Genomic DNA, 13011 nt, shown 5'->3' with positions numbered 1-13011 from the left:
GATATATGCCGAAGGAAGGCATAAAATGTCTGTCCTTTTACGAAAACTAAGAAAGAGGACGAATTTCAAAGCAAAGGAGAGAAGCGTCCATGGATAAGTCAACCTATTACGTTTCCGTGCAAAGCCGTTCTGTGTTGACTCAGCAGGGGGCAAGCCCTTATGAATGGGAGATCGAAGCTACGCCGGAAGAGGCTGATCAAGTCCGGATTGAGCTGGATATGATGCAGGAGAAGGAAGAAGAAGCACTTGGATACATGTTTCCTTGGCCGGATACGCCGCAACAAAGCTCCAATGCCCTGTTTCAATCTTCCTTGGATAATGTGTACCGGACGATATATCAGTTGGGTACGCCGGCAACGCGTCAGCAGATGGAGGAGCTGCGATTGCTCTCCGATATGACGTGAAAATAAAAAAAGGATTGTGCAGAAGCCTGCACATCCCATGAAGGAGAATGCATGATGTACGCAATTAGAGACGCAAAAATTCGACGGATTACCGAAGTTAACGGTGCGCCATGCGCCGAGGTGGAGGTATATCCTGAAGCGGAGGGAGAAAGCGCATTGCTGGCTTACCTGACACCATCGTCTCCGCTGGGAGGCTACGAACTGGTGAGAATCGTCCGGAGCAACGCCAGCATGGAGCTCGACTGGTTTGATAACAGCATGCATGATGCTTTTGTGGATGCTACGGACGAAGCGTTCGAGAATAGTGTTCATTCCACGGCCGAGGAGGATCGGGATACCTTTAAACAGCAGCTCCTCTCGACCGGTCAATTGTACGAGCAGTTGAATCAGCGGCTCAGCGAAGGACCCCAGTATTTTTAGGGGTTAGGAAAAAGATTGGCAAAGTTCTTTGGAAGCCTAGACAAGAAGGGCCATGCAGCATGATAGCTGCATGGCCCTTCAATCATCTGATGTGTTTAGTAAGCCGTTTCCCGCAATACTTGAATGCCCATGATGATGTTATATACAAATGCTCCGAAGTAGATGATCCCGAACAGGATGAGATACCCGATAATGGAGCCGAAGGACCCCGAGGTTACGGCCATATAGATCATGGGTATCGCTGCGATAACCGGGAATACGTGCGAGAATAATGCACGGCGGGCGTGCTTGGCAACGTAGGCGTCCGGAGACAGAATCCACACGATGAGGGGGAGAAGAAACGGCGCAAAAAAGATGCTGAAATACGATAAAGAGGACAGAAGCTGTCTCATGGTATCACACTCCTAAAGTCATTCTGATGATATACATATTACCCAGTAAGCGCGTTCCTGATTCTGTAATGAGGGTATTCAAAAAAAGTTCTTTAAAAAATGCCGAATATGCGATATAATATACTTCGTTACTGTTTTAAAGCATTTCATACATATATGTCCCAGTAGCTCAGCTGGATAGAGCAACGGCCTTCTAAGCCGTCGGTCAGGGGTTCGAATCCCTTCTGGGACGTAAAAGAGGCACCGCCATTTATGGCGGTGTTTTTGCGTCCAATCAAGGGCCGCCTTTCTTGCAAATGAAAGATATCCATGACACGATTAGTTAATGTTTTGAGAAGACCTGACTTCATAATCATTTCATCTTATAATAGAAGAAAAAATATTTTCGTATATATATTGAGGAGGCATCAAGCATGCAGCTTACTAAAATATCACAGAATACCGCCATCCTATTGGAGCACGCCAGAAAATCGGGACTCACCTCCTCTGAATTGCTGGAGGCAGTACGCTCGGGAGAGAATGAGAGATTTCAGATTGCTCAGAATGGTCATTTTCATTACGGGGAACTGTTCGCCTATGCGGGAGAGCATGGGGAAGATTTGGAAAAAGCCGTTATCGAGGGCTACAAAATTACGTTTAATACCCGAAACGGTCTGAAAATATGGCTGGAGGAAACCTTTCACCTCAGCTCGGAATCCGACTTCCGTGTGGGTGAGGGAATCATTGAGGGGTTAAAGCTCAAGGAGGAGCAGTTGGCTCGCTTGAAGGAGGCACTGGCTGTCAACTGGACTCTTCAGGAAGAGCCAGCAACGGATGGAGTTCAGGTCAGACTGACCGTCAGAGGGCTGCAATAAAGGAAAAAAGCCGCCCATTCTTATTCTTGTTGAATAAGAATGGGCGGCTTTTTTAAAGAAACTACAGCTGCATTCAGGAACCTCCCACAGAGTTTCCTTTACATTCGGCTCGGCGTTGGCAATCCCAACACTTCCAAAGCTTCGCCAAGGGTATCCTTAAACAGCGAAGTGAGCCATATCCGGAAACGCTGTACGTCTGCCTCGGCTTTCAGAATCGGACATGCCGAATAAAAATTGTTGAACAAGGAGCACAGCTCATACGCGAAGTTACAGATGGCGCTTGGGGATAGCTCTCGTCCGGCAGCATAAAGGGTATCATGCCAGGTGCTGATATGCCTCAGCAGCGCATGCTCTGCTTTTTCCATGTCAGGGAAGTGAGCAGGCATAGAGGGCAAGACACCGGCATCCTGCGCTTTATTGAGAACACTAAGTGCACGCGCGTAGGAATAGAGCAGGTAGACTCCCGTATTTCCCGAAATTTCCGTGGCCTGTTTCAGATCGAACACAACCTCGGTTTGCAGTGCAAAGCGAAGCAGATAGTAACGGATGGAGGCTGCTGCTATCGCATGGCTGGACAATCCGTTTTTATCCGAACGGGTCTCTTCGATGACATTGGCTACTTGCTGGATAAGCTCGGTAATTTTGATCCCGATCCCTTGACGTCCGGACATGGCATAGGACGCCTTTCCGTCGGAAGTGTCGATTCCAAGATCCGCTGCTGCCGAAGGACTGAGTGAAACCACGCCGTAACTGACATGTCGAAGGTTCTGGGCTTCTTCGTTGAATCCCAAGCCTTCCAGTGCCTGCTTAACCATCAGCTGTGGGTACTGCTGCCTGTAATCAATGACATTGATAACCATATCGGCTTTGCCATATGCCTGCTGTTCACCCTGAGTGCTCGTGGTCCAAACATCTTCGGTGAATTTTGTATATACAAAATCATTGGAGAGCAGTCCGTATTTCCACAAATGATAAGCAATATCTTTGGCGGTGTAAGTCAAAATGCCATTAGAGCGTACCAGCACTTTGTCCATGCTGTGCTCGGAATCGGGATCGTCTGCCTTATCTCCCCCTAATTGTTTGAGCACCCAGCAGCCTGCCAGCTTACCCTCGGTTTCCTGATGGAACAGTGAGGTGTTCTTCAACAATTCGAAAGCGGAATCCCAAAATCCCTCTCTGACAATGCTGCTCTCCCATACCAGAAGGTCGTATCCAATGCCAAACTGCTTCATTTCTTCAAGATGCTCTTTAACGATTCTTTCAGCTACGAGCAATCCGATCCAGGAAAGATTCTGATGTCCCTCCTCCAATGCGTGGAGAACTTCCGTCCGATGTTGAACCAGTGCAGGTTCTCTTTCGTATGCTTTATTCGTGCTCGAATACACATCCCAGCAGTAATCACCGAATCTGGCATGTTCCTTGGACAGCGGGGTATGGAGCATTCCAACAACCGTATCCGCCAGCTGATTGCCAAGATCGTCGATATAATTATGCGCCTCCACCTCATAGCCAAGCTTTCTCATCAGCCGGACCAGCGTATCCCCGATACAGGAATTCCGTAAATGACCGATATGCGCAGATTTGTTCGGATTGATGGAGGTGTGCTCGATAACAATCTTTTCATGGGTCGCCGGCGGCAGTTCAAATGGGTGGTTGGCCCACGCTTCCCAGTCGATGTGCAGATTGATAAAACCTGGAGCCACGACCTCCGTGGCCGAAACCAGTTGTTTGAAGGGAACATCCTGCTCAAGCTCCGTTTTAATTAACTCGGCAATGTGCAGGGGAGCCTTACGAAGCAGCTTGGCAAGCTGCATTGCGATGTTGGTTGCATAATCCCCGTGCTCTATGCTGGAGGGCTGCTCGACCCGGACTGGGATGGATTCCGGCAGCTTGATGCCGAAAGAGTCACACACCTGGATTGCTGCTTGTTGAACACTGGTAATCATTAATTGACTTAACACGGTAAATCCCCCTTTGAAAAATAAGAACACCTCGGAAAAATAAAAAAAGCCCTCATCTCAATAAAGAGACGAGGACTTGTGCTCGCGGTACCACTCTTGTTGTTAAACCGGCAAGGGTTCAACCACCTTCATACAATAACGGTGTAAGCCGGGGCTTCCTACAATCCTTCAATTCGGAAGACCATCTCCTGGGTCCGTTTCACGGCCGACTTTGTACCGGTTTCCACCCTCCCGGCTCGCTTGGACTAAAGTCTGAAGCAGTTACTCTCCCAATCAACGAAAATCACATTTTCAAGTTTTTCATATTATAACCAATCTATTAAGAAAATCAACCATAAAATTGTTAAAGCTTCTCCGCAATGATACGCAAGCGCTTATAATCTGCGTAGTAGGCATCCTCATGCCAGAGCGTGTCGTAGCTTATTTGGCTGATGCGGGCAATTGCATGCTCCCTTTCTTCAGCTGTAAATCCGGTAAAGAAATGATCGCCAAAATGCAGGAGCCAATACCGAACCCCCTCCTTGCCCTCAGACAGCTTGGTAGGACGGTCATAATGATGTGCCATACGGACCCTGAACCCTTGGGCTTCCAGCAGAGTCGCATATTCTGCCACACTAGGAAAATACCACGGATTTCGTGTGTCCGCATCGATTCCATAATGGTCGGCGAATACAGTTCTTAGGGCTTCATAGATCGTTTCAATATTGCCTTGTCCTCCAAATTCGGCGACGAATCGGCCGCCGCTCCTTAGTGCGCCATGCACAGAGCGGACTGCACCTGCAGCATTCTTCATCCAGTGCAGCGCCGCATTGGAGAAGACAGCATCATAAGGTGCTTCGACCGTGAAGTTTTCGCCATTTCCAACGCGGAATGCAAGGCTTTTATACTTAGTTTGGGCCTGCTCAATCATCTCCACGGCTGAGTCCATACCGGTCACGTATGCACCGGCCGTAGATATTTCATAAGCCAAATCACCGGTCCCGCACCCAAGGTCGAGAATCCGCTCGCCGGCTCGAGGCGCCAGAAGCTCTGCCAAACCTTTTCCATAAGCTGAAACAAACGACAACTGCCGATCGTAATCCCGAGGCTTCCATATTTGCTCCGACATCGTAAGACTCCCCCTTTTTTATGAATAACCTCATTGTGACAGGTTTTGTTTATAATTAGAAATATATAAATGTGATAGATTCAATAGGTTGTAACTATGAGTGGATCATGAGAAAACCGCTGATCAGCGGCTTTATTTTACGGCAACGAGCAGGGCACCAACAGCAATGAGTGCGACGCCGATCACGTTAATCCAGGATATTTTCTCTCCAAGAAACAAAAAGGCAAGAATTACGGCGATGACCACGCTTAATTTATCGATGGGCCCGACCTGCGATACCTTACCGTATTTCAGTGCCAAAAAATAAAACAGCCAGGACATGGCTCCTGCAATTCCGCTTAGCACAATGAAGCTTAAGGCTTTCTTCTGCACGAGGATTTCCCCGAGCTCGGAAAATTTACCCTGAACGGCCACCACGCCCAGCAGGAACAGTGCCATGATGACAGATCGAATGGCAGTGGCTGAATTGGCATCGATATTTTGCAGGCCGATTTTGCCGAAAATAGCGACAAGTGCAGCGGTGGCCGCCGACAGCAGTGCGTACATAAGCCATAATGGCATCCTATATCCCTCCTGAACGATAAAGACCTGAATACTATTAAGGATTTCTATATAATAGTATGGAGTGATTTGTACAATATCATTACATTTACCTAGTGATTTTCCTGAGAAGGGGTTGAATTTCGGATGACGGGTCATATTGTTGCTTATAAAGAAGAATATCATGATCAATTAGTGGAGCTGTGGCATCGCGCTGTGTGCAGCACGCATGATTTCCTTACAGAGGAGGATCTCCGTTTTTATTATAAAATGGTGAAAAATGGAGCACTTCGAGCTGTGGAGTTATGGGTGTGCTTGAACAAGGATTTCAAGCCCGTTGGATTTATGGGCCTGGACGGCTCGAAAATCGAAATGTTGTTTGTGGATCCACAGCATCATGGGCGAGGAGCGGGGAGCCAATTGATTCGGCATGCCGAATCGTTGAAGGGGGATAAACTTACTGTCGATGTAAATGAACAGAACGCCGGAGCCCACGCTTTTTACAAAAAATACGGTTTTGTGCAGACGGGCCGCTCGGAACTGGATGGTGCAGGCAAGCCGTATCCACTGATTCATATGGAGCTGGGTCGCCATAACGGACTCAGAAGCCGCTAATATGGTGAAAAAGCTCTAACAGATATGCTAACGGACCTGAGGGCCGTTATAAACGCCAAAAGAGGGTGATTTGCCTGTTAAATTGCTAAATAACGGCTGTGGTGTCCGCTAAATTTTAAAACGGGACGTTTTTTCTGAAATAACGCTCCTGGTGTCCGTTCAAGTTGTGATTGTGGCCTATGGAGTTCATATGCGGACTGTGTCCCAGAAGGGATGCGGTCTTGCAGGCCGGCTGCGAAGTAACCCCTCCCTAAGCGTAAGCTAAGGCGAACCCGATTCCGGGTTCATCGTCCCTTCTGGAATACGCAAAGAAGCAGCCACGATGATAAGTGGCTGCTCCTTCATTTTACGTCCCAGAAGGGATTCGAACCCCTGACCGACGGCTTAGAAGGCCGTTGCTCTATCCAGCTGAGCTACTGGGACACAGAAATTTTTCAAGCAAAAAATATATTATCACATGCATTGGGGAAATTCAACAATTAATTTAAGTTGCGAACATTTTTGAATCTGCCAGATTATTAGTGTGTCATTCCGGGTTATATTGATAAGACATAAGATGGATTTCAATAAAGGCGTCGCCGGAATGTTTCAGAACGGCAGGAAAGTGCATAGACCGCGCTCTTTTTTTAACTTGGCAGTACATATGCTATAATCAACGAATATGAAAAACAGGAATAGAAAGGAGGTGTCCTTATCAAGGACTCTTACTCCCAAGAACATGAGGATAAGAACATCATCCTGTTTCCGAAGACGCTGGATTATTACCAGATTCAGCTTACGGTTATGCTCGAGAACGAACGATACGGTGAAGCAATGGAAGTTTTGCGTTTTCTGCTGAGATGCGGCGGACAGAATGAACGGCATTATGAAGAGTGGCATTCGCTCCTCGAATGGCTTGAAGCTGCGTTTCCAGAACAGGCTGTACCTCGTTCGGTTGATTCCGATGCAGATATCGAAGAGGATGATCCAGACGAAGCGGAAATGGCGAGGCAGATGGTTAAGGAAAAAGTTGCTCAGGATGCCGGATATGCCGACAAGCTGCTCGCTTCCGTTATGAACGGACCGTTGACCGAACAGACCATTCTGGCACTGGAACAGCTCGCCTATCTGGATCGTCCGGAGATTGATGCGGTTTTGGTTGAGTGGCTGCAGGATACGCCGCTTCATCCCCTGCTGCAATTTCGAGTGCTGCAAACACTCCGAAGAAGGGGCATGGAGGGAAATGTAAGCCTTCATCGGGGACAGGAAGCCGTAGAGATTGAGATCGACACGGTGCCGCTGGACCCGGGGAGTTTTCCGCTTGCCATAACGAGAATATTGGAGCGAGTTGCAGATCAGACGGAAATTCATGAACCGACTTTGTTTTATTTTGCACAAGAACTATGGTCCCAGTTCATAATGGCCATTTACGGTACCGAAGATTACCATTCCATGCTGGATGAAGAAGAATCTACGCTTGACATATGGGCGGCCGCACTCCATGACATTGTATCGGAGAGTTTGAAGGGGTTTCGGAATGAGGAGGAAATCCGCCCGCTCTACGGTATAACGGACACCATGCGGTTCCGCTATGAGGGAGCCTACCGATCTCTCAAGCAATTTGTGGCAGCGGGTGTGGAAGAATAGCCATAGCCTGGAAAACGTTTACGGTATCGTAGCATAAGGGTTCGCCCTTGAAAAAGGATTTAATGTTGTTTATACTATAGTGGTTATTCGGTACGTGATACATTATTGCGCCGACCACGTGAATTATTTTGGAGGGGAAAGCATAAATGAAAGCAACTTGGGAAAAAATAGAGAAGAACCTTGGCGTTCTTGACGTTGAGGTTGATGCGGATCGCGTTGCATCCGCCCTCGACAAAGCTTTTAATAAAGTAGCTAAAAAAGCAAATGTACCTGGATTCCGTAAAGGTAAAGTGCCTCGCCCGATTTTTGAAGCTCGTTATGGCGTAGAGAGCTTGTACCAGGATGCAATCGACATCTTGCTTCCAGAAGCATACAGCGAAGCTGTAGATCAAGCGGATATTTTCCCTGTAGATCGTCCGGAAGTGGACATCGAGCAATTCGCTAAAGGTGAAACTTTCAAGTTCAAAGCTAAAGTAACGGTGAAACCTGAAGTTAAACTGGGTGATTACAAAGGTGTTGAAGTAGCTGCTGTAGCCGCTGAAGTTTCTGAAGAGGAACTGAACGAAGAGCTCGAGCGTCTGCAACAACGTCATGCTGAGCTTGCTGTAATCGATGAAGGCGCGTCTGTATCCGGTGATATCGTAGTGATCGATTTCGACGGTTCCGTTGACGGTGTGCCTTTTGAAGGTGGACAAGCTGAGCGTTATTCCCTTGAACTCGGAAGCAACTCCTTCATTCCAGGCTTTGAAGATCAAGTCATTGGTATGGCTACTGGAGATTTCAAAGACGTGGAAGTTACGTTCCCAGAGAACTACCATGCAGCTGAGTTAGCTAACAAGCAAGCTGTCTTCAAAGTGAAAGTACACGAAATCAAGCGCAAACAGCTTCCTGAGCTGGATGATGAATTCGCTAAAGACGTTAGTGAATTTGATACCCTTGATGAGTACAAGGAAGATCTGAAGAAACAATTGCTGACTCGCAAAGAGCAAGAAGCACAAGGCGTTCGCGAGAACGAAGCTGTTGAAAAAGCAGCGGCTAATGCTGAAATTGAAATTCCAGACGCTATGATCCAATCCGAAGTTCAAAACATGATGCGCGATTTCGACAACCGTCTTCGTCAACAAGGCATGAACCTGGAAATGTTCCTTAGCTTCTCCGGCCAAAGCAGTGACGATCTGGAAGGACAAATGAAAGAAGACGCTGAAAAACGCGTTCGCAACAACCTCGTGCTGGAGCAAATCGCAAAAGAAGAGAAGCTCGAAGTAACGGAAGAGGAAATCAACAAAGAGCTGGAAAATATGGCTGATACGTACAAACGTTCCGCTGAAGAAATCCGCAGCATCCTGGGTGCTAACGGTTCCCTTGACAGCCTTCGTGAAGAATTGCTTCTTCGCAAAACGATCGACTTCTTGCTGGAAAACAGTGTAGAAGGCGCTCCTGTGGAGAAAAAAGAAGAAACTGCAACTGAAGAATAATAAAAAGGCAGCTGCGAAAAGCTGCCCTCACATTCGATAAGGCACGTACATTTCATGCGTGCCTTATTTTTACCTAACAATAGCCAATTTAATACTAATTATGACATGAATTGGTTATTAATTTCGACATACATAATGAGACAAGTTGGCAGGATATAATTCTTGGGAAGTTCATAGAATGTAAACAGGGTTAAAAAATGACATCGTGCTGCGAACATGTTAGAATAACTTTTGTAACACTGCCGTATATTTTTCAAGGAAAAGAGGTTGGTCGCATGAGTCTTGTACCTATGGTTGTTGAGCAAACTAGTCGAGGCGAAAGATCTTACGATATCTACTCAAGATTACTGAAGGATCGCATTATATTCCTCAGCAGTGCGATCGATGACGATGTTGCCAATCTTGTTATTGCCCAGCTGCTGTTTTTGGCTGCGGAAGATCCGGAAAAGGACATCTCTTTGTACATCAATTCTCCTGGCGGTTCGGTTACAGCCGGGATGGGTATATATGATACGATGCAGTTGATTAAGCCTGATGTGTCAACCATTTGCGTAGGTATGGCCGCCAGTATGGGATCGCTGCTGCTTACTGCCGGAGCACCAGGCAAACGCTATGCTCTCGAGAACAGTGAAGTCATGATACATCAGCCGCTCGGGGGTATTCAGGGTCAGGCATCCGATATCCAAATCCATGCAGATTGGATCATCAAGACCAGACATAAGCTGAATCAAATCTATGTGGAGCGCACGGGTCAGCCCCTTGAAAAAATCGAACGCGATACAGACCGCGACTTTTTCATGAGCGCGGAGGAAGCGAAGGCGTACGGTATTATTGACGATGTTCTGTCTTCACCGACCAAATCTTAAGGGGTGGTAATAGCATGTTTAAATTTAACGATGACAAAGGGCAGCTGAAATGCTCCTTCTGCGGTAAATCCCAGGAGCAGGTCCGCAAACTGGTTGCGGGGCCCGGTGTTTATATATGTGACGAGTGTATTGACTTGTGCTCCGAGATTGTAGAGGAAGAACTCGGACATGAGGAAGAAGTGGATCTGAAGGATATTCCGAAGCCACGTGATATTCGTGACATTCTGGATCAATACGTAATCGGACAGGATCAAGCGAAGAAATCCCTTTCGGTTGCTGTCTACAACCACTATAAGCGCATCAACACCCAGAACAAGATTGAGGATGTTGAATTGCAAAAGAGTAACATTTTGCTGCTTGGACCTACAGGTTCCGGTAAAACATTGCTTGCACAAACGATGGCTAAAATTCTCAATGTTCCGTTTGCTATTGCGGATGCAACTTCACTGACAGAAGCCGGTTATGTAGGTGAAGATGTAGAGAACATTCTGCTGAAGCTGATCCAGGCAGCAGACTATGATGTGGAAAAAGCAGAACGCGGCATTATCTATATTGATGAAATCGATAAAGTAGCCCGCAAATCGGAGAACCCGTCCATTACGCGTGACGTATCCGGTGAAGGTGTTCAACAAGCCTTGCTGAAAATTCTTGAAGGTACCGTTGCTTCTGTTCCACCGCAAGGAGGACGCAAGCATCCGCATCAGGAATTCATTCAGATCGATACAACGAACATTTTGTTCATCTGTGGTGGTGCATTTGACGGTCTGGAGCAGTATATCAAACGCCGGATCGGCAAGAAGGTCATCGGTTTCAATGCCTCCGGAGAGAGCCAAAAGGATCTTAAGCCAGGTGAATACCTGACCATGGTTCTGCCGGAAGACTTGCTCAAGTTCGGTTTGATTCCGGAGTTTGTTGGCCGTCTGCCTGTAGTCTCCACTTTGGAGCCGCTGGATGAGGCAACGCTGGTACGCATTCTGTCCGAGCCGAAAAACGCGCTCACGAAACAGTACCAAAAGCTGCTTGAATTTGACAATGTCAACCTCAAGTTTGAGCCAGGTGCTCTAGAAGCGATTGCCCGCGAGGCAATTAAGCGGAATACCGGTGCACGCGGATTGCGTTCGATCATTGAAGGCATTATGCTGGATGTTATGTACGAAGTTCCGTCCAGAGATGACATCAAGGATTGCGTCATCACGGAGCAGGTTGTTCGCGATAAAGTGATTCCTGAGCTGCAGAGCAAGGGAAGCGAAGATGACAAGAAACAAGAAGAAAGTGCTTAATACGCCATAGCGTATTAGGCGTGGAATAAATCTACGCTGATTCTCCACTTCCAGTTATGTCCAGTCGGGCTTTGCTGGAGTGGAGCTTTGGCGTTATATGGGAGAGATCGTACCATGTTTTTGAGACAAGACACACGGCCCGTCAGGGTGGGGAACCTCACCATTGGGGGAAAGAACGAAGTCATTATTCAAAGCATGTGCACTACCAAGACCGCAGATGTGGAGGCAACCGTTGCCGAGATTTTGCGTCTGGAAGAAGCAGGTTGTCAGGTCGTTCGGGTAACGGTTAACAATGAAGAAGCTGCCGCTGCTATAAAAGAAATCAAGAAACGCATTCATATTCCGCTTGTGGCGGACATTCATTTTAACTACAAACTTGCCTTGATGGCTATCGAGAATGGTATTGATAAGGTTCGGATCAATCCGGGCAACATCGGCAAGCGTGAGAAAGTCGAAGCTGTCGTGAAGGCTTGTAAGGAGAAGGGGATTCCGATTCGGATCGGGGTTAACGCCGGTTCCTTGGAGAATCATCTTATCGAAAAATACGGGTATCCTACACCGGAAGCTATGGTGGAAAGCGCCTTGTATCATATCGGGATACTGGAAGAACTGGATTTCCACGATATCATCGTTTCGCTTAAAGCATCTGACGTACCGATGGCTATCGCGGCGTATACGAAGGCTGCTGAGGTTATTCCATATCCGCTCCATCTGGGAATTACCGAAGCCGGGACGCTGTTCTCCGGTACGGTGAAGAGCGCTGCCGGTCTCGGAGCGCTGTTGTCCCTGGGAATCGGAAGCACGATGCGTATTTCCTTGAGTGCTGATCCCGTGGAAGAGATCAAAGTGGGCCGGGAGCTTCTAAAATCATTCGGCCTCATCTCGGATGCGGCAACCTTGGTATCTTGCCCGACTTGTGGACGGCTGGATATTGACTTGTTCTCCATTGCCAATGAGGTAGAGGAATACATCTCGAAGATCAAAGTGCCGATTAAAGTTTCCGTTCTGGGATGCGCAGTCAATGGACCTGGTGAGGCTAGAGAAGCCGACATCGGTATTGCCGGCGCGCGTGGCGAGGGCCTGCTCTTCCGTTATGGAGAGATGATTCGTAAAGTTCCAGAAGCCACCATGGTGGAGGAGCTTAAGAAGGAAATCGACAATATCGTGAAGGTGTACGAGGAAACCGGCGAAATCCCGGGCCGCAAGCACAAATCCACGGTTTAAGCTTAATAACTTGGTTTTTATAACGTTATAATTGCACTTTTTAAAAGCGGCAGTCTCTTGAATTCAAGAGACTGCCGCTTTTCTGTTTAGCAGGATGTCATACGCCGCAGCAGGGGGCGCCTTCCCAACAATGTCATGACTTTTTCGCTATCCGCGTTTTACCATTCGAGGAATCGGCAATACTACCATGTATTAACGATTCGATGAAGACATAATGGAGTACAGGAGGAATGACTTGTGAACTTA

At 47.5% G+C, this 13011-nt stretch carries 13 protein-coding genes, 2 tRNA genes and 1 other annotated feature; of the genes, 10 read left to right on the top strand and 5 right to left on the bottom strand.

Going from position 1 to position 13011, the window contains the following annotated elements; translation table 11 throughout:
• The first annotated feature begins 89 nt into the window (after positions 1-89).
• Entirely contained in the window at positions 90-404 is a 315-nt protein-coding gene (locus WDY75_RS23855; protein WP_006208767.1) for a hypothetical protein, read from the top strand.
• A 54-nt stretch (positions 405-458) separates the two neighbouring features.
• Positions 459-824: a hypothetical protein gene (locus WDY75_RS23850; RefSeq protein ID WP_006208768.1), complete on the top strand. Its 366-nt coding sequence runs from the start codon at positions 459-461 to the stop codon at positions 822-824.
• Between the two features lie 95 nt (positions 825-919).
• On the opposite strand, the gene WDY75_RS23845 is transcribed toward WDY75_RS23850, so the two are convergent.
• Positions 920-1216, bottom strand: coding sequence for a DUF4870 domain-containing protein (locus WDY75_RS23845; RefSeq protein WP_036641371.1), 297 nt, complete (start codon positions 1214-1216; stop codon positions 920-922).
• Between the two features lie 158 nt (positions 1217-1374).
• On the opposite strand from WDY75_RS23845, the gene WDY75_RS23840 reads away from it, so the two are divergent.
• Together WDY75_RS23840 and WDY75_RS23835 are read left to right on the top strand one after the other, a co-directional pair.
• Positions 1375-1448: transfer RNA gene (locus WDY75_RS23840), tRNA-Arg, on the top strand.
• 181 nt (positions 1449-1629) lie between these two features.
• The gene (locus WDY75_RS23835; protein ID WP_063478855.1) at positions 1630-2070 is read left to right on the top strand and encodes a hypothetical protein; all 441 of its coding nucleotides are present in this window, start codon (positions 1630-1632) and stop codon (positions 2068-2070) included.
• Positions 2071-2168: 98 nt separating this feature from the next.
• Here the strand turns inward: WDY75_RS23835 and WDY75_RS23830 are convergent, their stop codons facing one another.
• The 3 genes from WDY75_RS23830 to WDY75_RS23820 form a co-directional block, all read right to left on the bottom strand.
• Positions 2169-4031 (bottom strand): arginine--tRNA ligase, encoded by a 1863-nt coding sequence (locus tag WDY75_RS23830; RefSeq protein ID WP_063478856.1) that lies wholly within the window; start codon positions 4029-4031, stop codon positions 2169-2171.
• Between the two features lie 61 nt (positions 4032-4092).
• Positions 4093-4317, bottom strand: a binding site (T-box leader).
• A 57-nt stretch (positions 4318-4374) separates the two neighbouring features.
• Complete coding sequence (locus tag WDY75_RS23825) at positions 4375-5139, bottom strand: class I SAM-dependent methyltransferase (RefSeq protein ID WP_006208774.1); 765 nt, start codon at positions 5137-5139, stop codon at positions 4375-4377.
• A gap of 132 nt (positions 5140-5271) precedes the next feature.
• Complete coding sequence (locus WDY75_RS23820; RefSeq protein ID WP_006208775.1) at positions 5272-5700, bottom strand: EamA family transporter; 429 nt, start codon at positions 5698-5700, stop codon at positions 5272-5274.
• A 126-nt stretch (positions 5701-5826) separates the two neighbouring features.
• Between WDY75_RS23820 and WDY75_RS23815 the strand changes: the two genes are divergently transcribed.
• Positions 5827-6294: an acetyltransferase gene (locus WDY75_RS23815; RefSeq protein ID WP_006208776.1), complete on the top strand. Its 468-nt coding sequence runs from the start codon at positions 5827-5829 to the stop codon at positions 6292-6294.
• Between the two features lie 349 nt (positions 6295-6643).
• Here the strand turns inward: WDY75_RS23815 and WDY75_RS23810 are convergent.
• Positions 6644-6717 (bottom strand) — tRNA-Arg (locus WDY75_RS23810).
• Positions 6718-7077: 360 nt separating this feature from the next.
• On the opposite strand from WDY75_RS23810, the gene WDY75_RS23805 reads away from it, so the two are divergent.
• The 5 genes from WDY75_RS23805 (at position 7078) to ispG (ending at position 12765) form a co-directional block, all read left to right on the top strand.
• Positions 7078-7920, top strand: coding sequence for a hypothetical protein (locus WDY75_RS23805; RefSeq protein WP_006208777.1), 843 nt, complete (start codon positions 7078-7080; stop codon positions 7918-7920).
• Between the two features lie 146 nt (positions 7921-8066).
• Positions 8067-9395 (top strand): trigger factor, encoded by a 1329-nt coding sequence (tig, locus tag WDY75_RS23800; RefSeq protein ID WP_063478857.1) that lies wholly within the window; start codon positions 8067-8069, stop codon positions 9393-9395.
• A 275-nt stretch (positions 9396-9670) separates the two neighbouring features.
• A complete protein-coding gene (clpP, locus tag WDY75_RS23795; protein ID WP_006208779.1) occupies positions 9671-10261 on the top strand; it encodes an ATP-dependent Clp endopeptidase proteolytic subunit ClpP in 591 nt (196 codons plus the stop codon).
• A gap of 14 nt (positions 10262-10275) precedes the next feature.
• Positions 10276-11541, top strand: coding sequence for an ATP-dependent protease ATP-binding subunit ClpX (gene clpX / locus WDY75_RS23790; protein ID WP_006208780.1), 1266 nt, complete (start codon positions 10276-10278; stop codon positions 11539-11541).
• A gap of 114 nt (positions 11542-11655) precedes the next feature.
• Positions 11656-12765, top strand: coding sequence for a flavodoxin-dependent (E)-4-hydroxy-3-methylbut-2-enyl-diphosphate synthase (gene ispG / locus WDY75_RS23785; protein ID WP_006208781.1), 1110 nt, complete (start codon positions 11656-11658; stop codon positions 12763-12765).
• The last annotated feature ends 246 nt before the right edge of the window (positions 12766-13011 follow it).

The sequence above is a fragment of the Paenibacillus glucanolyticus genome, assembly GCF_037333485.1.
GTDB lineage: Bacteria > Bacillota > Bacilli > Paenibacillales > Paenibacillaceae > Paenibacillus_AQ > Paenibacillus_AQ glucanolyticus.
Note: the sequence above shows the minus strand (reverse complement) of the source record. Positions and strands in the feature narration are given on the sequence as shown.